The organism is Actinacidiphila oryziradicis, assembly GCF_005047355.1.
In the GTDB taxonomy this organism is placed as follows: domain Bacteria; phylum Actinomycetota; class Actinomycetes; order Streptomycetales; family Streptomycetaceae; genus Actinacidiphila; species Actinacidiphila oryziradicis.
The window spans coordinates 25,544-43,300 of record NZ_SUMC01000043.1; the positions used below are offsets into that span (position 1 = coordinate 25,544).

The 17,757-nt window shown below is 67.7% G+C and carries 13 protein-coding genes and 1 pseudogene; 2 read left to right on the forward strand and 12 right to left on the reverse strand.

Annotated elements, in window-relative coordinates; all coding sequences use genetic code 11:
- Positions 1 to 7: 7 nt before the first annotated feature.
- Positions 8 to 1,657: an AMP-binding protein gene (locus FCI23_RS33285; protein ID WP_136727768.1), complete on the reverse strand. Its 1,650-nt coding sequence runs from the start codon at positions 1,655 to 1,657 to the stop codon at positions 8 to 10.
- 510 nt (positions 1,658 to 2,167) lie between these two features.
- Here FCI23_RS33285 and FCI23_RS33290 point away from each other — a divergent pair.
- A pseudogene (locus tag FCI23_RS33290) lies at positions 2,168 to 2,338 on the forward strand (PaaX family transcriptional regulator C-terminal domain-containing protein); the annotation flags it as partial.
- Positions 2,313 to 2,930 (forward strand): PaaX family transcriptional regulator C-terminal domain-containing protein, encoded by a 618-nt coding sequence (locus FCI23_RS33295; protein ID WP_136727771.1) that lies wholly within the window; start codon positions 2,313 to 2,315, stop codon positions 2,928 to 2,930. The pseudogene FCI23_RS33290 and the gene FCI23_RS33295, both read left to right, overlap by 26 nt.
- Before the next feature lie 146 nt (positions 2,931 to 3,076).
- Here FCI23_RS33295 and FCI23_RS33300 read toward each other — a convergent pair whose 3' ends face one another.
- The 11 genes from FCI23_RS33300 to FCI23_RS33355 all read right to left on the reverse strand — a co-directional run bounded on the left by FCI23_RS33300 (position 3,077) and on the right by FCI23_RS33355 (position 17,749).
- Positions 3,077 to 3,772 (reverse strand): RodZ family helix-turn-helix domain-containing protein, encoded by a 696-nt coding sequence (locus FCI23_RS33300; protein WP_136727773.1) that lies wholly within the window; start codon positions 3,770 to 3,772, stop codon positions 3,077 to 3,079.
- Between the two features lie 30 nt (positions 3,773 to 3,802).
- A complete protein-coding gene (locus tag FCI23_RS33305; RefSeq protein WP_136727775.1) occupies positions 3,803 to 4,819 on the reverse strand; it encodes a peptidyl-prolyl cis-trans isomerase in 1,017 nt (338 codons plus the stop codon).
- Between the two features lie 71 nt (positions 4,820 to 4,890).
- Entirely contained in the window at positions 4,891 to 7,305 is a 2,415-nt protein-coding gene (locus FCI23_RS33310; protein WP_136727776.1) for an MMPL family transporter, read from the reverse strand.
- A gap of 388 nt (positions 7,306 to 7,693) precedes the next feature.
- Positions 7,694 to 8,866, reverse strand: coding sequence for a lytic transglycosylase domain-containing protein (locus tag FCI23_RS33315; RefSeq protein ID WP_136727778.1), 1,173 nt, complete (start codon positions 8,864 to 8,866; stop codon positions 7,694 to 7,696).
- A gap of 170 nt (positions 8,867 to 9,036) precedes the next feature.
- Positions 9,037 to 10,323 carry an MlaD family protein gene (locus FCI23_RS33320; RefSeq protein WP_136727780.1) on the reverse strand — a complete coding sequence of 429 codons (1,287 nt, stop codon included), beginning with the start codon at positions 10,321 to 10,323 and terminating at the stop codon, positions 9,037 to 9,039.
- On the reverse strand, positions 10,323 to 11,579 hold the full coding sequence (locus FCI23_RS33325) for an MlaD family protein (RefSeq protein WP_136727782.1): 1,257 nt from the start codon (positions 11,577 to 11,579) through the stop codon (positions 10,323 to 10,325). The genes FCI23_RS33320 and FCI23_RS33325 overlap by 1 nt, the downstream gene beginning before the upstream one ends.
- A 7-nt stretch (positions 11,580 to 11,586) precedes the next feature.
- Positions 11,587 to 13,038 carry an MlaD family protein gene (locus FCI23_RS56910; RefSeq protein ID WP_169317046.1) on the reverse strand — a complete coding sequence of 484 codons (1,452 nt, stop codon included), beginning with the start codon at positions 13,036 to 13,038 and terminating at the stop codon, positions 11,587 to 11,589.
- Entirely contained in the window at positions 13,038 to 14,333 is a 1,296-nt protein-coding gene (locus tag FCI23_RS33340) for an MlaD family protein (protein ID WP_136727783.1), read from the reverse strand. The genes FCI23_RS56910 and FCI23_RS33340 overlap by 1 nt, the downstream gene beginning before the upstream one ends.
- Positions 14,333 to 15,703 carry an MlaD family protein gene (locus tag FCI23_RS33345; protein WP_136727785.1) on the reverse strand — a complete coding sequence of 457 codons (1,371 nt, stop codon included), beginning with the start codon at positions 15,701 to 15,703 and terminating at the stop codon, positions 14,333 to 14,335. Before FCI23_RS33345 ends, FCI23_RS33340 begins: the two co-directional genes overlap by 1 nt.
- Positions 15,700 to 16,944, reverse strand: a complete 1,245-nt coding sequence (locus tag FCI23_RS33350; protein WP_136727787.1) for an MlaD family protein — start codon at positions 16,942 to 16,944, stop codon at positions 15,700 to 15,702. The genes FCI23_RS33345 and FCI23_RS33350 overlap by 4 nt, the downstream gene beginning before the upstream one ends.
- A 1-nt stretch (position 16,945) precedes the next feature.
- Positions 16,946 to 17,749: an ABC transporter ATP-binding protein gene (locus FCI23_RS33355; protein WP_211265547.1), complete on the reverse strand. Its 804-nt coding sequence runs from the start codon at positions 17,747 to 17,749 to the stop codon at positions 16,946 to 16,948.
- Positions 17,750 to 17,757 lie beyond the last annotated feature (8 nt).

The following is a 17,757-nucleotide window of genomic DNA, read 5'->3' on the forward strand; positions in this document are numbered from 1 at the left end:
CCTCACCTCACCCCGGCTGGGGCGCCGACGACTGGGCGACCTCGGCCTCCAGCACACCGGCGGCGAACTGCTCCTTGAGCTTGAACTTCTGGAGCTTCCCGGACGCGGTGACCGGGAAGTCGTCGACGAAGATCCAGTACACCGGCGACTTGTGAGCCGCCATCCGCTCCCGGCAGAACTTCTTCAGCTCGTCCGGGGTCGGCTGCTGCTCGCCGTCCTTGACCCGGATCACCGCGGCGATCTGCTCGCCCCACTTCTCATCCGGGACGCCGATGACGGCCGCGTACCCCACGGCCGGGTGCAGATCGAGCAGTTCCTCGATCTCCCTGGGGTATATGTTCACCCCGCCGCGGATGATCATGTCCTTCAGACGGCCGGTGACCTTGATGAAGCCCCGCTCGTCCATGGTGCCCATATCGCCCATGTGCACCCAGCCCTCGGAGTCGATCGTCTCCGCGGTCTCCTTGGGCAGCTCGTAGTAACCGATCATGTTCTGGTAGCCGCGGCAGCAGATCCCGCCCTTCTCACCGAGCGGCACCGGCGCGTTGGTGGTCAGATCGGCGATCTTGACCTCCAGGTGCGCCAGTGGACGCCCGACCGTCTCGGACTGGTCCTCCGGCGAGTCGGTCAGCCGGGTCTGGCTGATCACGCCGTGCATCTCGGTCTGGCCGAAGAGGATGCTGAACTGGCAGTTCAGCGTGGCGATCGTGCGGCGCACCAGAGCCGCCGGCACCGCGGCGGCGCCCGACATGATGGTCTGAAGGCTCGACAGGTCCCGCGACTCGCGGTCGGGATGGTCCAGCAGGGCCATCAGCATTGTGGGCACCACCAGCGTGTGGGTGCCCTTGTACGCCTCGAAGAGCTCCAGCATCAGACCGGCGTCGAAGCCACCCATGATGACGAAGGTGCCATGCACCGCCACCGCGCCGAAGGACGTCACCGCGCCGCCGCCGATGTGGTACATCGGCATGGCGTTGATGTAGACGCCGCCGTCCGACATACCGGCCCGCAGCGCCACGAAGTGCGCCTCGTTGACCAGGCCCTTGTGGTGCAGCAGCGCGCCCTTGGGGAAGCCTGTGGTACCCGAGGTGTACTGGACCTGGATCGGGTCGGTCGGCGAGACCGGGGGTAGCTCCTGCTCCGGGTCGCCGGACTCCAGGAAAGCGTCCCAGTCGGAGAAGGAGACGGCCTCCTTGAGGTCGGGCAACTGTGGCAGGACCTCGTCCACCACGGTCCGCATGTCGAAGTCGCGGTAGGAGTCGATGTGGAACAGACCCGCGGAACGGGACTGCTTGAGGATGTACCCCAGTTCCTGACTGCGGTAGGCGGGGTTCACCGCGACCATCACCATGCCCGCGAGACTGATCCCCTCCTGGAGGATGATCCAGTCCGCACTGTTGGGCGCCCAGACCGCGATCCGATCGCCCGGTGAGAAGCGCTTGAGAAGCGCACGAGCGGCGTGCTCAGCCGCATCGAGGAATTGCGTGTACGTCCAGGACCGGCGCTCGGCCGGGTCCTTGACGCCGTCGACCAGTGCCAGCCGGTCCGGCGTGGCTTTCGCTGCCTCTCGCAGCAACTCTCCCAGTGTCAGATCCCGAACTTCCTCGCCACCTTCTTCAGCCGGCCAGTACGACTGGCTGAGGGGTTCCCGCTCCATGGGCATCTCGCCTCCTGCAAGAAGTAGCCCGTTTTCCGGACAGCCGGTCCAGGCAGGCCACGCCAACCGCGATCTGCATCCGCAGCATCATCGTTATACATCTTCAGGAAGCAACTACGAAAGAGTGTAGAATGATTTTTCTCCTCCACTCCTGTCCTCGCACGTCAGACGCGGCTAGGAGAGTCCGGCGACGCCCGGAGTGGCCCAAGCGACGCTTGGGAACTCGGACCGGCAGGGCGGAAATATGCCCTCCCCGCGCTGTCCGCCCGCCGCACCGATTCCCGCCGATACGGCTGATATTCACCCCTGCCTCGGTAGCGCACGGTGACGACACACTGGTGCCCCTGAGTACTCGGACAGTAGAACTTCGACGGTCAACGATTGGGGAGAACGTTCCATGGCTCAGCGGCGTGTGGTGGCGGCCAAGCCCGTACGGGGCGGAGCCGGTGCCGGCTCTTCTGGTGAGCGTCGGAAGCGCCCGCTCTCTGCTGCTGACAAGTACTCGGCGAGCTCGTCATGCCGAACGGCGACTCGATGTGGACCTCGTCGCTGTTGTACGTCCTGACCGGCCTCGGCATCGAGGAGCAGACCGCCCGGCAGGCGATCGCGCGGCTCGGCCGCCGGCTGGATCACCGGCCAGCGCGTCGGCCGCGAAGTGCAGTGGACGCTGACGCCCGGTGACCGCCGGCTCATCGAGGAGGGCACCAAGCGGATCTTCTCGATGAGCGCCCCACCCGAGCCCTGGGACGGCAACTGGCTGATCCTGCTGGTCAGCATCCCGCAGAGCCAGCGCTCGGTGCGCAAGAAGCTCTACGGGGCACTGAGCTGGGAGGACTTCGGCAACCCCACGCCGGGTGTGTGGCTGGCGCCGCACCCGGAGCGCCGCCAGGGCGTGCAGCAGGTGATCGACGCCTTCGGGCTGCACGAGTCGACCCTGGCCTTCGTCGGGAACTCCCTGCCGATCGGTCTGCGGGAGGACGAGATCGTTCGGAAGGCGTGGGACCTCCAGGACGCGACCGACAAGTACGAACAGCTGCTGATCCGCTTCAGCGGCCTGCGCCCGGAACCGGGCGACCCCATGCTCTTCAGCCACGTAGAGCTGGTCAGCGAGTGGCAGGGCTTTCCGTTTCTGAACCCGCAACTGCCCGAGGAACTGCTGCCGCATTGGATCGGCCGGCGGGCCGCCGTGGTCTTCACCCAGCTGCGCTCGCGGTGGTACGAGGACGCGCAAAGGCGCTGGCACGAGGTCGTCAAGCAGACCTCGCCCAGCTGAGACCCGCGGCCGAGGCCGTCTCGCCCGGGGTGCCCGGCCACACGACGGAACGGCTGAGGCCCGGTCCGGGTCCCCGCTCTCACGGCGCGGCCCGGCCCGGGGGCCGCCTGGCATCCCCACTCGGGTCGATGCGGGTGGGGACCCGGTCAGCGCCGACGGCCGGCGAGTTCCTTCTTCGTCGCCGCGCCGACACAGATGGTGCAGGGCGTGAAGGACTCCTCGCGCGCCTCGGCGAGCGTGAGCTCCTCGAAGTCCTTGCCGTCGAGCGTCGAGCAGCCCGGCGTGTGGAAACGCCTGCGCCCGGCCACGACGAGCACCACGGAGTCATCGGTGAGCGGCTCGTCGGCCACGTCCGCGTCACTGTCCGTGCCCGCGGCCTCGTCGGTTGCCGCCACGGGCGCGGGTGCGGCCTTCTGCGTGGCCTTCGCCTTGATCCTGGCCGCCCTGCCCCTGGTCCTGGTCCGTGACATGGAGGACGCGACAACGGCGGTGTCGGCGTCCGCGTCCTCGCTGCTCCCGCCGTCCTCGGCGGTCTTCCCGTCCTTCGCGGCGTCCTTCGCATCAGCGGAGACGTCGGCGTCCGCGGACGCCTCGGCGGGCTCGGCGCCCTTGGCCGTCTTGCCGTCCGCGCCGGCGGTCACGGCCGCCTCGTCGTCGGACTCAACGGCCTCGGCCTCATCCTCCTGCGCGGCCCGCCTGCGGCGCAGCCACGCGTCACCCCCGATAAGGATCAGGCCGACCACCGACACGCCGAGCGCGACGTAGACCAGCGCCGTAATCCCGAGCAGCCATCCCAGCAGCAGGCTCACGCCGGCGACCACTACCAATATGAGCGTAAGCACGACTCTCCCGTCCTGTACTTCCGATGCCGGTCAGCTAACCGTGTCCGTGGTCGGCGGCGAGTTGGGGTCCGCCGGCTTGTAGGCCGCCGCGTAACGCACGTGGGCGGCGATAATCTGCTTCTTCAAGAACGCGCCCCAGACCTTGAGTTTCGCGTCGTTGTCGAGCTTGGTCTTGATCGCGCTCTTCAGCTGGCTGAAGGACAGCGGAACCGCTTTGTGGACGGCGGCCACCTTGCCGACGTTCCAGCCCTGCGTCGTCTTGACGGGACCGTACACCGAGTTGTCGGCCGCCTTGAACGCGACCGCGGCGTAGCCCGAATCGAGCTGGCTGGCGGGCACCGAGCCGAGGGAACCGCCGGAGTTCTTCGTGCTCCCGTCAAGGGAGTACTTCTTCGCCAGGGATGCGAAGTCGCTGCCCCCCCGCGCCTGATCGACGATCTGCTGGGCCTGCGACTGGGACGACACGACGATGTTGTCGAGCGTCCGCTGCTCCGGCGAGACCATCTGGCTCTTGTTCGCGTTGTAATAGCTCTGGGCCTGGGCATCGGTCGTGGCCTTGACCGAGCCGGTGACCTTGGAGAACAGCTCGGCGCTCGACTGCTGCCGCTTGATCTCGCCGAGCACATCGTTCTGGGACAGTCCGCGGCCGCCCAGTTCCTGGATGAGCGTGTTCGTGTCGCCCCAGTTGTTGTCCTTGATCATCTTCTGGAGCTGATCACTCGCCTCCTTGTCCGCGATCACGATGCCCCGTTTACGCGCGGCGGTGTCGATCACCTGACTGACCGCCAGCGCCTTGGCCACGTCCCGCCGGAACTTGTCCTGCTTGGCCGCCCCCGTCGGCTCCTGGAGGCCGTAGAGGAACTCCATCAGCACGATCCGGTGCTGGAGTTGCTGTTTGGTCGTGGACACGCCCTCGGTACGGAAGGCGACGTCGCCCGGGAGGTCATTCTTGCCCTGCACGTAAAGGTTGGTTCCGGCGCCGCCGGCGATCGCCACCAGCAGCACCACTGCGGAGACCAGAGCGAATTGACGGCTGGGGACGATCACCGCTCTGCTCCGCGGGCCGCCGCCCGTACGCCGGTCGCCACCTGGGCGCAGAACGCCGGGGAGTTTGAATTTCACTGCATTACCTCCGCGTCCACCGGCTCCGCGAGTTCGACTGACTCGACCTTCGAGACGGGACGCTTTCCTGTTTCCGTGGGCACTTTGACTGGGATGAGTCGTACGACCGCGGTCGCGGCCAGGTAGGAGAACAGGACCGTCGCCGTAAGCGCGATACCGAACTCACGCAGCAGCGCGATCCGCGAAGGGACAAGCGAGAGATATCCGAGTACCGACGTGGCACATGCCCACACCACCACGCGCCGCAACCGGGAGCCCTCCTCCTGCCGGGCGTCGATCAGCAGCACGGTGAACTCGCAGCCGGTCACCGTGATCAGCGATCCCAGCGCCACGGTCAGCGGATTCAGTGACTGCCCGAGAACCCATAGGGCGGTAAGCGTCCATCCGGTGGCGAGCACGGCCGCGAGCACCGCCCGCAGACCGTCCCGGCGGCGGCGCAGGCCGAGCAGCAAGATCGCTCCCGCGACGACGATACCCGCGGCGTTCGACAGATAGCGGTCGTTCGTGATCAGGGTGTACGCACGGTCCGCGGCGACCGGAAGACCGACGATCTGCACCTTGTACCCGGACGGCGGCTTGGGCAGCGCCGCCTGCACCTCGTCGAGCAGCTTCGTCTGCGCGCCCAGGTCCTGGAATTTCAGGCCGAAGTCCATGACGGCCTGGGTGCAGTCCGGGGTGAAGACCGCGTCGACCAGGTACGGCGGGAGCAGTCCCACGCCCGCGGAGATCTGCGCCGGGGTGGGCGAGTTGCCGAGGAAGGACAGCAGGTCGGGCGCCGTGAGAATCGGCTGGATACGGTCGCCGTACGAACCGACCACCACGTTTTCGGCCTGCTGGAGCCAATGCAGCGCCTGGGGGCTCTGCGTGTCGGTTCCGCGCAGCACGATGCTGACGTCACCGGACGATCCCAGGACGTGCTCCGCGTACTGCGCCCTGGTCAGCTCTGGGAGGCCCTTGGCGAGGTTCTCCGGATTGGCCTGGATGTCCAGCCTGGGCAGCACACCCCAGCCTAGGCCCGCGACGGCGACGAGCGCGCCGAGGACGAGCCACCGCTGTCCGGCCGGCAGCGACCGCCGCGCGGTGCTCCGAGGACGGCCGGGCGCCGAGGCCGGGATCGGCGCCACTACGTCTCCGAGCGCGAGCGTCGCGGCCACGGTCAGCAGGACGCCGACGCCCAGCGCGATGCCCAGCTCACGGACGAACGGCAGCGGCGAGATGGCCAGTGAGCCGAAGGCCGCGGCGCTCGCCAGCGATACCACGAGCACTCTGCGCCGGTCGGCGAAGGACGCAAGATACAGCGGGAACGAACTGCCGATGCCCAGCAGCAGCGGGAAGAGCGCGATCGCGCCGAAGGACATCGGCACGTCGAGCCAGCCGAAGGCGGACAGCGTCAGCGCACTGCCGATCACCGCCGCGAGCAGCGGCCACAGCCGGCGCAGGCGGGTGGTCAGCGAGGGCGCGATGAGGAACCGCAGCAGGATCACCAGCACGGCGAGTCCCCCGAGCACCGGCATCTCGGAAAGGACCTCGTGGGTCAGCGAGGAAGTAATGGCCGGGACGCCGGTGACCGTCACCCGGCTGGTCTTGAGGCCGGAGTGCTGCACCGCCGCACGGACCGCCGAGACCAGTCGCTCGGTCCCCGCCCCGTCCAGGTCCTCGCGGGGACGGATGAGTTCGGTGACGCTGTTGGCGTTCGGCACGACGAACTTCCACCGGACGCGTGGTTGCCCCGACTGGTCGTAGATGACGTTGTTGATGAAGGACGGATTGCTGGTGGTCGGCAGTCCGCCCGGCAGGCCCTTGACGAGCAGTGCGCCGTAGCGGGCGTCGAACTTTGCCACCGCGGCCTTCCCCGCGGCCTGGATCTTCGCCGCGGACAGGTGCTGGCTGCGCGCCTTCTGCTCCGCCTGGGCCTGCAAGGCGTCCCGGGCACCGCTGATCTGGGCGAGCATGTCCTGCGAGGAGATCGCTATCTGGTTCATGACGGTGGCCGGGCCGTACACTGTGGCCACGTCGGGGAGCTGCGAGAGGGTTCCTTCAAGCCTGAGGAGTTTCCCGAACTGGTCCTCGTCGGTGAGCAGTTGGCGCGGCTTGCTCGACTCCAGCAGTACGACGATGGGGTCCCCGCCGAACGACCGCGCGTTCTGCTCGATCGCGGAAACCGTCGGATCACCTTGGGGAAGAAAAGAATCCATGGCGGTTTCCACGCGCAACCGGGTCAATCCGCCCGCCGTCGCGGCTGCGACGGCGAGGACTATCAGGGAGATCACGAACTCGCGTGCCGTGGGCCGGCGCAGACGGAACCGGCCACGGGCGTTCCCGCCGTCCTTTCGGTTCCGGCTGACGAGGCGACGCCAGAACGCAGTCAGCTTCTTTCCAGCCCGGGCCACGGGCTTCGCTGTGCGCCTCATGGTGTGTCGTACTCCTTTGCGTGTTCAGTGACCCAAGCCGCTCACAGAGAATTCACATAAGACAGGTCTCGGAACACAGCCATAGACGGCGACTCAGTTTCCGACGGCTCTTACGCGGCCCTTGCACTCTTTCGTCCTGCGGGACTTCAGGGACTTCCTCCGCGCCTTCCGCACGGCCCGGGCGGTAAAACCCCATCTCAGACCCCACCCGTGCGAGGTGAGTCACGCTACTCGGCACCCCCAGGACAGTCAACGTTTATGACGCGCAAGTGACTTGCCGTGTAGTTCATTTCCGGCAGCCGGAACCCCGGGGCGTATTCCCGCCGGTCGAAGTCCTCTCCACGGAAGAGGTGTTCGAATTCGGCTTCGGTACGCCCCGGGCTATTTCTCAGGACGACGGCAGCAGACCGCCGACCGCCGGCAGAAGACCGCCGACGACTCCGGTCACCGTGGTGACCGTACCGGTCAGCACCGGCTGGAGGCCGCCGCCCGCGGGTGAACCCGGCGAGGTCGGCGTCGGGGTGGGCGTCGGCTTGCCGGGAGTCGGCGTGGGCTTCGGCGTCGACGTTCCCGAGCCGCCGGTCGGCTTCGGGTTCGGCGTCTTCCCGGGCTTCGGCTTCGCCGGCGTGGACTTCGACGCGCCGGGGGTCCCGCTGCCGCCCGAGCCGTCCGAGGCGTCGGTGGCGGTCTCGGGGCCGAGTACGGTGCTGTCCGGTATCGGGGAGATCCCGCCGGAGTACACCTTCATCCACTCCAGTACCGCGATCAGGTACTGCTGCGAGTGGTTGTAGCTGACGATCGCGCTCTGGAGTCCGGCCGGCGTGGAGAGGTTCCGACCGTCCGCGCAGAGGTAGCGGCCCGCGGCCAGCGCAGCGTCGTTGACATTGCTCGGGTCGCCGCCCCCGCCCCAGCGCGCCCAGGTGGACGGGATGAACTGCATCGGTCCGACCGCCCTGGCCCACGCACCGCTCTGCCCCCACTGCGTGCCGTACACGTTGGGGATCGCGGCGAAGCCGTTGGAGCCGTCGAGCACCGGGCCGAGGATGGGCCGCAGCGTGGTGCCGTTGGTGTCGACGGCGCCGCCCTCCGCGTGATTGGACTCGATCTTGCCGATGCCGGCCAGCACCGCGACCGGCAGGTGGCAGCCGGGCTCGCTCTTCGCCAGCGTGCCGGCGGCCTGCTCGTACGCGGCCAGGACCGACTTCGGGATGCCGGACGCTCCCGCGGTCACGAATATGATCGGTGCCGCGTGCGGGGGCGTCTTGGCGATCGGCGCCAACGGCGCCTCGTCCTGGGGCGGGACCGGCGCGGGGGGCGCGCTGGCGAGGTACAGCGGGTCACCGCCGTCCGCTCCCTGGGTCTCGCCGCCGGAACTGACCTTCTGCGGTGCCTTCTTCGCCTGGGCCGTGAGGTCGAGGGAATTCCCGAAGTGCGGCGGGCTGCCCGCGGTCGTGGCGATCAGAATGCCGGCGAGCGCCGCACACTTGACGCTGCGCTGGAACTTGCGCGAATGGGGAACGGATGCGGCCTCGACGGCCCCCGCCGTCCCGATTCCCTCCATTCTCTCCGCCTTCGATTTCCTGTGCACATTCCTGCGAGTCACTTGTTCCTCCGAGTTAACGGTTTTCGATGTCGTCCTTCGGGCGGGACTGCGTTGTCGGCAGTGCGGCTCCTCCGCGGCGGGCCGGCCACGGCGGTGTTCGACGATGTCGGTGAGGCGGGGCGCGGCGGCTACTTCTTGGCCGGGTAGAGCCTGGTGAAGCTCCGGCCGGTCGCCGCGTCGCTCTGTCCGGGAGCGGGGTACGGGTTGTCGTTGACGAGAATGTTCGGGAGCTTGATCGGAACACCCTTGACGATCTGCTCGTTGCCCAGGTCCGGTTCGAGCCGGAAGTAGTGGATTCCGGCCTCGTCGGAGTACTTCATCATGGCGCCGAAGTTGGAGAAGAAGGACCCGAGTTCGGGACCGTACGGCTCCAGGTAGCCCAGCATCGGGTTGAGGTTGCTGAGCGTCGTCTCCAACTGCGGGATGACCGCGTCCGCGTCCGAGGCGAGGGTCGGCACCCGGTCCAGGGTGGCCGGCGCCTCGGTCAGGGTGCCGTTCAGATCCGGCAGCAGCCCGCGCAGGTCCTTGGTGGTCTGCGGCAGTTGCTGCAACGCGGTGTTCAGCGATGGTGCGGCGTCATTGAGGTCCGAGGCCACCGGCGCCAGCGACGTGGACAGCGTGGTGAGCTTCTGCGTGGCAGTCTGAGTGCTGCTCAAAACGCCCGGCAGAGAGCGCACGGTCGCGCTGAGGTTCTTCTGCTGCCCGCTGGTCGCCGACGTCAACTGCTGTGCGCTCTTGACCAGTTGACCGATCTGCCCCTCGCCTTCGTCCAACGCAGACAGAATCGTGGTGGTCTGCTGCGCCAGCGTCATCAGGTCCTTGGACTGGGCCGAGATGGCGTCCAGCGCCGTGAACCCCTGGTTCCCGATGTTCCCGAGACCGGTCATGGTCTGGGAGACGCTCTCCTTGGTGCCGTCGGTACCGGTGCCCAGGCTGCGCGCCAGGCTGCCCAGCGAGGTCCTCGTCTTAGGATCGAGGCTGCGTATCACGTCGGCGAGCTGCACGGAGGGCTTCACCGCGGACGAGGGCAGCGCCGTCCCGGACGGCAGCGCACTGCCGGTGCCGTCGGTGACGCCGACATACGACTCGCCCGCCAGCGACTTCGCGCCGATCTGCACGCCCGCGCCCTTGTGCAGCGGGGCGACGTTGGCATCGAGCTTGATGAGGACCTTGGCCGTGCCGTTGACATGGCTGACCGAGTCGACCTTGCCGACCCGCACACCGGCCATGTCGACGTCGCCGATCGGAATGAGGTTGTCCACGTCCGGAGTGGTGAACGAGACCTTGTACGTGTTCCCGGCGAACGGGGTGCTGACCCCGGCCTTGCCGAACAGATAACCGAGGTAGATCAGCGCCAGGATGGTGAAGACGCCGAGGACAAGCATCTTGCCGAGCCTGCTCGTGATGAACGACATCACTTACTCCCGCCGCTGTTGCCGCCGTGCGTTCCGGGGATCACTCCGGCATCGGGCAGCGGAACCGCCACGTGACCGCGGATGAAGCCGCCGTTGGCATCGGACAGGCTGAACACACCATTGGTGTTGTAGATGAATGCCTGGAGATCGCCGAGGTAGGCGACCAGGGTCTTGGTGTCCGGGTTCAGGTCGCGCGCGACGGGTTCGAGATCGCCGAGCGAGGTGTGCAGGTCGCTCACCAGCGGCCGCAGGTCGTCGACCACCGGGTTGGCAGCCGAGACGACCGGGTTGGCCGCGGTCACGGTCTGGCCGATGTCGGTGACCGTGTCCTGCGTCTTCTGGAGCACCTTCGGCAGCTGCGCGGACGCCTTGCTCAGGTTCTGGAGCGCCGGGTTGAGCTGCTTGGTCAGGCCGTTGACCCCGGTCATGGCGTTCTTGAGCTGGCCGGTGGTGCCGGGCAGCTCGTTGAGCGTGGCCTCAAGGTCGCCATTGTTCTTCGACAGGATGCCCAGTGAGTCCTGCGTGGCGTTCATCAGGCTGGTCAGCCGGGTGTCGTTGTGACCCACCGCTGTACTGATCTGGGACAGCGACGTCACCAGTTCGCTGATGTTCTGCCGACGCTTGGTGAGTGCGTCCAGCACCGGCTGGACCTTCAGCAGTGTCGCGTCGGTCGAGTCGAGGCCGGACGGCAGGTTCTTCGACGAGCTGGCCAGCGCCACGTCCGAGGTCGACAGCAGGTCGGTCAGCGCCGCCCTGCTCCGGTCGTCGAGGTGGTCCAGCACCTGGTCGGGCTGGATCGGCCGCTCCGTCTGGCTCGATGGGATCACGCCGTGCGCGGGCAGCGGCTTTCCGGGCGGCCCGCCCGGGTCGACCTCGACGTACATCTCGTTGAGCGGATTCGTCGGCCGCAGCACGAGGTGGGCGTTCTCGTAGATCGTGTGGCCGGAGTCCAGTGACAACGTCAGCTGGGCCTGGCCGTTGGAGGTCACCTTGCTGCCGGTGACCTGGCCGACCGGGACGCCCGCGATGCGCACCTTGGGCGCCTCGTTGGCGTTGACCGCTCCAGCCTCGGTGAAGTCCGCGGCAAAGACGTACTGGTGGGACCACGGTGCGATGAACCGCTGGTTGCCCAGGATGACCGAAGCGCTGACGAGGCCGAGGGCCACCAGCACCACCATCGTGATCACGTTGCGCCCCAGGCCCGGAACGGTGCGGATGCGTTCCCACGTCCGGCGGGCCGAAAATTTCCTGCTCATGTCAGCCCTACTTTCCTTGGGTTCCGGACGCGCCGGTCAGCAGCCCCAGCAGGGAGCTGACCGGTCCGTTGAGGATCTGGCCCTGGCCGGGCGCGGTGGCCGACTCGGGGGTCCAGGCACCACCGCCGGTGTCGGGCGCGGGCAGCACCGACAAACCCTCGGGCAGAATGCCGAGCTGCTGGAGCAGCTTCGCCGTGCCCAGTTCGTTGCCGCCGGCGCTGGACGTACCGGCACCCAGCGCGAGGCCGAGCATCCGCCCGTTCTTGTCCCCGTACTTGGACAGGTTCGCCGCGTGCGTGGCGAGGTATCCGACCTCCTGGTAGAACAGGTGGCCGTTGCCGCCGTCACCCTTGTAGTAGCCGGTGCCCGACCACGGCGACAGCACCGTCTTGGCGATGGGGCCGTTGACCCGGTCGAGCACGGGGCCCTTCAGGTCGTCGAGCGTCGAGGTCGCCTGCTTCGAGGTCGGCACGAGCTGCTGCACCACGGGAAGCGCCTTGTTCAGCAGCGGCCGCAGATTGGCCACCAGCGGGCGGGCCTGCTTGAGCACCGGGTCCGTCGTGGTCAGCAGCGGGCCCAGCCGCTGGGCGGTGGGCAGGGCGTCGGTCGCGGTCCGGGTGAGCTGCTGAAGCGAGCCGTTCAGGGCGGTCAGACCGGTGCGGGTGTCTGACAGCGTCTGCGGCAGCGTGGCGAGGGCATCGGTGACCGGCTGACGCTCGTTCGACAGTGCCGTGCTGACCGTGCCGAGCGAGTCCAAGATGTCGCCGAGCTGGCCGTTCTGACGGGTGGCCACGGCCGCGATCGTGTCCAGCTCGGGCACCAGCTGGCTCAGGTCCTGCGACGGGCGCGTGCCCTGGAGGCTGGTGAGCACCTTGGCGGCCGGCGTCAGGGTGCCGGGCGCGTCGCCGAGCAGGTTGTTCAGCGACGTGCCCGCGCCGTTCTTCAGCGTCTGGTCGGTCTCCTTGAGCGAGCCCTGGATACCGCTGCGGGCGGACTCCGGGAGCGCCCCGAGGACCTGGTCCAGCTCCACAGGAATGCCCGTCCTGGACATCGGGATGGTGCTCCCGTCGTACTTCTGGTCGGTGCCGCCCGGGCTGAGCTGCACGTAGTAGTTGCCGCCGAGCAGAGTGGTCGGACGGATCAGTGCCGACGGCTGGGCACCCAGCTTCCCGGCGACGTCGTCGTCGATCTTCATGGAGACGACGATGTGGCCGCCTTCCTTCTTCACACCGGTCACCTTGCCGGCGGACACACCCGCGACCTTCACCTCCGTCTTGTACGGACGCAGCTGGTAGTCACGGGTGAAGTCGGCCTTCACCGTGTGGCCCGACGACAGCATGGTGCCGATGCGCTCCTTCTGGTACACGGCCAGAAGGAAGACCACCGTCAGCACCAGGAGCACCGCCCCGATGACTGCCGGGGAACGCAGAGGTCGCGTCCACGTTCGCGCGGTGCTCATCAGTTGCCTCCGTACAGAATTCCGGGGATGTTGTCGAGCGGCGAAACGGTCTTCTCACCATCGGCCGCTCCGGGCGCCGGGTAGACGTCCTGGCCCTGCAACGGTTCCTTGACCAGGCCGCCGGTGGCAACCGACAGACCCTCGACCGCCAGGCCGACGCGTGCGCCGTGGACACCGGGAGACACGGAGGTGGAAACCATGCTCTCGACGCGTTCGAAGAACGTCACGACCTGATCGGTGTACGTGGCCAGCGTGCCCACCGGCAAAGCGGCGTCGCGCAGGGCGGTGGTGACCGCCGGAGCCAGCGGCCGCGCGTCGGCGAGCGTCCCGGTGAGATCGGTGACGGCCGGCTGGGCGACCTTGGACACGCCCGGCACCTTGTCCAGCGGCGGCTTGCCCTCCCTGAGCACGCCGCGCAGGTCGGGGGTCGCCACGCCCAGCGACTTCACGCCCGACTTGACCGACACCAGCGTCGAGTGGACGTTGTCGAGGGGCTTGTCGAGCGAGTCGAAGCTCGTGCTCGCGTTACTCAGCGTCCCGGGCAGGTCCTTGATGGTGTTCTGCAAGGGATCTCCGTTGTCGACGCTGACGGCCTTCGCCGTCACGCCGAGCTGTTGGACCAGGCTGGCGAGTTCCTGCTCGTGGCCGTTGAGCGACCCGGCGAGCCGGTCGGCGGACTGGAGCAGCGCGGGGAGATCGGTCGACGGCTTGGACAGCGCCTTGCTGGTGGTGCCCAGGTCGTCCAGCGTCGCCGGCAGGTGCACCAGGACGTCGTGCAGGTCCTGGCTGTGGCCGGCGGTGCCGTCGCCGAGCTGGCGGACGGCGCTGGTGAGCTTGGCCCGGGTCGGCGGGTCGAGCACGTCGAGCACCTGGTCGAGGTCGGCGGAGTTGACGTCGCGGTTCGCCGCGATGACCTGGTGGCCGAGCGGGCCGGCGTCGGGGGTGCCGGGGTCGAGCTCGATGAACTTCTTAGCCAGCGCCGACTGGTCCCAGACAGCGGCCCGTGCGTTCTTGTAGACGTGCTTGTGGCCGTCGAGTTCCATGGTGACGACGCCCTCGCCGTTGACGTACTTCAGGGCCGAGACGCGGCCGATGCGGGAGCTGTTCTCCCGGACGTCGTTGCCTACTTGAAGCGACGCTCCGGCGTTCGTGAACGCCGCCTGGACCTTCGTCTCCGGGGCCCCGGGAAGTCCGGAGCTGGCCGTGAGGCCGAAGGCGACGACCGCGATGACCACCAGGAGGCCCACCGTGCCGATCACGAACGAGCGGGATTCGGTCCGCGACAGTGCGGCCATCACAAACCTCCGAGGATCTGGCCGAGCAGGGAGTTCTCCTGCGTCGGGGTGAGACCGGTCGCGCTGTTGTCCCCGCCCGAAGGGGTCGGCAGGAGCGAACTGGTGGATGGCGAAGGCGTGGGCGACGGGGTCGCCGACGCCTTGGGGGTCGCCGACGTGCCGCTCTTCGACGTCGTCGTGGGGGCAGTACCGCCCAGCCCGACGCCGGGGATCTGGAGCAGACCCTTCGGGGTGGTGACCACGAAGGCACGGAAGTAGTTGCTCAGAGCGTCCCGGCCGTTGGTGCTCAGCGCCCAGTCCTTCACGAACTCCATCACCGTGGTGATCTTCGGGCTCAGGCCGCCCACCAGCCGGTTGGCCGATGCGCTGGTGCTCACCAGTGAAGGACCGCCGTTCCGCAGATCACGGACGACCGGCTGTGCCTGGTCGAGCAGCGACTTCGCCTTGTCGAGCACGGGGTTGAGCGACGTGATGGCCGGCTTGGCGCTGTCGTCGAAGGCGTTGAGCTCCGAGGTGATCTGGGACAGGTTGTCCGTCACCGGCTTCGCCGACTTCAGCACCGGCGTCGCCTGGTCGGCGACCCCCGCGACCTGCGACAGCGTGTGCTGCGCCTTCTGGAGCGTGCTCGGCAACTGCTGGAGCGCCGCGGTCATGGCCTCGTGCTGGGCCGACACCGAAGCCAGCAACTGCTTGGCGTACGTCACGGCCTGGTCCAGATTCTGGCCGTTCTTGCCGGCCAGCGATTTGGCCACCGGCGTGGTCCGGTCGACCAGCTGGTTGAGCACCGAGTTCTGCTGGTCGAGGATCGTCGCCAGCTGCTTGGTGTTTTCCATAGCCGGCGCGAGGGCCTTGATCGCCTGGCTGACGTTGGTGCCCTGGCCGTTGACGCCTTCGCCGAGTGTCGTCACCAAGGCGGCGAGCGCGGTGGAGGTCGGGTCGTCGAGAGAGTCGAGCACCTGGTCGAGGTCGACCGACGTGTTCGTGTGCTTCACGGTGATGACCTGGGGGTCCGACATCACCGGCGAGTTGTCCGAACCCCGGTCGATGTCGACGTAGCGCTCACCGAGCAGCGTGACCGGCCGGATCGTGGCGCTCGCGTCGTCGTGCAGCGGCAGCACCGACTTCTCGATGTTCATCGTCACAGCGGCCTGGCCGCCTCGCAGCTCGACCGACTTGATCTGCCCGACGTCGATCCCGTCCATATGCACGAGGTTGCCCGGGATCAGCGGGCTGGCATCGGTGAACATGGCCGTGACCGTGACGTTCTTGCTGCCACCGGAGTCCGCGACCGCGACCGCACCCACCGCGATGACGGCGACCACCGCGACCGTGGCTGTGGTCTTGAGAAACGTCGCCCTGGATATGCTCATCGCGCCGTGCTCCCATTTGCGTCGACCCAGCCTTGGCCGGATGCCGACCCGGGTGGGGGTGTGGATTTAGGTCCACCGGTCAGACCGACGTTGAGCCCGGGGTTGTCGTCCAGGACGCTGGTGGAGACCTGGACCAGACCGTGGAAGTAGTGGCCCTGGGCGTCGAAGTTGCCGAAGGCCGCGCCCCAGTTGCTCAGCCAGCCGACGAGGTCCGGCGTGTAGGGCCGCAGGAAGTCGACGGCCGGATTGAGCTGGTCGGCAGCCTGGGTCACTCCCGGCAGTACGCCGTGCGTGCTGTCGAGCAGGGACGGCGTCCACTTCAGCAGGGTGTTCGCGGATTGCAGCACCGGTCCCAGCTCGGCGATGGTCGGCCGCAGGTCGACCAGCAACGGGCTGAGGTTCTTGGACACCGACGTCAGCTGCTGGGTAGCCGGCCGCAGGTTTTGCAACAGCGGCACGGCCGAATCGACCGCGGCGGGAACGGTGTTCATCGTCTTCTGCGCGGCGTCCAGGGTGGAGGGCAGCTCGCCCAGCGACTGCTGGAGTTGGCTTTGCTCGGTGGCCATCGAGGACGTCGCCGAGGTGAGCTTGTCGACCACCGTCTCAAGTTCCGCGCGGCGCTTGGCCAGCGGGTCGGTCATCTTCTGGAGGTCGGATATCAGGCTCTTGATCGCCGGCCCGTCCTGGCCGACGGCCTGGAGGACCGATCCCAGTTCCTGGACGGCGGGGCCGGCCGCTTGCAGGGTGTCCCGGAGGTTCTGCGGCTTCGACTTCAGTGTGGCGTCCAGTTGCTGGACCGTGGAGTCCAGGTGCGCGCGGGTCTTGGGGTCCAACGCCGACAGCACCTGGTCCAGCTCGACCTGCTCGGTACCGGCGGCGAGCAGGCTGCCCTTCGGTATGGTCGGGTTCGAGGCGGGGCCGGGCAGCAGCTGTATGACTCGCTCGCCGAGCACGCCCTGCCACTGCACTTGCGCCTTGCTGCCCGTGTGCAGCGGGGCATGACTGTGGTCGACCGATACCGTCACCAGCGCGCTGTTGTCCCGTGTCTCCAGCTTGCGCACGCTGCCCACTTGCAGGCCGTTGATCTCGACCCTTGAGCCGCTCAGCAGATTTGCCGCATTGGGCATGACAAGTTGAACTTCGTACCCGGAACCTCCCCCGGATGCCAGCAGGTATCCGGCTGCGAGTGCGACGACCGCCACAAGAGAGACGCCCACCAGCCATTTTGCTCGTCGTGCCATCTCAGTCCATCCCCAGTGGGCCGACCGAGTCGCCGGCCAGGAACTGTCGGACGAACGGATCCTCCGACGCGAACGCCTCCTTGGCCGGTCCGTAATAGACGACCTGGCCCTTCCAAATCAGCCCCACGTAGTCACTGACCTTCCGGGCCGTGCGGATGTCGTGCGTGACCACCACGTAGGTGCCCTTGTCCTCGGCGTGCACCTTGAGGATCACGTCGTTCAGCAGGCTGGTGCGGACCGGGTCGAGGCCGGAGTCCGGCTCGTCGAAGAGCACGATCTCCGGGTTCAGCACGAGGGCGCGGGCGAAGCCGGCACGCTTCTTCATACCACCGGAGATCTCGTTGGGCGCCTTGTTCTCCGCGGCTTCGAGACCGACCTCCTGGAGCCGTGCCTTGACGATGTCGCGGATCTCGGCCTCGGACAGGTCGGTGTGCTTGCGCAGCGGGAACGCGACATTGTCGTAGACGCTCATCGAGCCGAAGAGCGCGCCGTCCTGGAACAGCACACCGAAACGCTTGCGCAGTTCCGCGCGTTCGCGCTCCTGCATTGCCCAGATGTCCTTGCCGAAGATACGCACCGATCCGGAGTCCGGTTCCAGCAGGCCGACCATGTGCTTGAGCAGCACGCTCTTGCCCGTACCCGACGGGCCGAGAATCGTGGTGATCGCCTGCGGTTGGAAATCGAGACTCAGTCCCCGCATCACCTGGAAAGAACCGAACGACTTGTGCAGCTCGCGGACGCTCGCGACCGATCCCGCGTAACTCTCGGACCCGGGGCCTGAACCGACCGCGGCCGCCTCCCGCACGGGCGGAA

Excerpts from the sequence above, each read along its gene's own strand:
- FCI23_RS33345 (WP_136727785.1), bottom strand. The coding sequence starts at position 15,703 with ATGAGCATATCCAGGGCGACGTTTCTCAAGACCACAGCCACGGTCGCG.
- FCI23_RS33350 (WP_136727787.1), bottom strand. The coding sequence starts at position 16,944 with ATGGCACGACGAGCAAAATGGCTGGTGGGCGTCTCTCTTGTGGCGGTC.
- FCI23_RS33285 (WP_136727768.1), bottom strand. The coding sequence starts at position 1,657 with ATGGAGCGGGAACCCCTCAGCCAGTCGTACTGGCCGGCTGAAGAAGGT.
- FCI23_RS33315 (WP_136727778.1), bottom strand. The coding sequence starts at position 8,866 with ATGGAGGGAATCGGGACGGCGGGGGCCGTCGAGGCCGCATCCGTTCCC.
- FCI23_RS33340 (WP_136727783.1), bottom strand. The coding sequence starts at position 14,333 with ATGGCCGCACTGTCGCGGACCGAATCCCGCTCGTTCGTGATCGGCACG.
- FCI23_RS33310 (WP_136727776.1), bottom strand. The coding sequence starts at position 7,305 with ATGAGGCGCACAGCGAAGCCCGTGGCCCGGGCTGGAAAGAAGCTGACT.
- FCI23_RS33320 (WP_136727780.1), bottom strand. The coding sequence starts at position 10,323 with ATGTCGTTCATCACGAGCAGGCTCGGCAAGATGCTTGTCCTCGGCGTC.
- FCI23_RS33325 (WP_136727782.1), bottom strand. The coding sequence starts at position 11,579 with ATGAGCAGGAAATTTTCGGCCCGCCGGACGTGGGAACGCATCCGCACC.
- FCI23_RS56910 (WP_169317046.1), bottom strand. The coding sequence starts at position 13,038 with ATGAGCACCGCGCGAACGTGGACGCGACCTCTGCGTTCCCCGGCAGTC.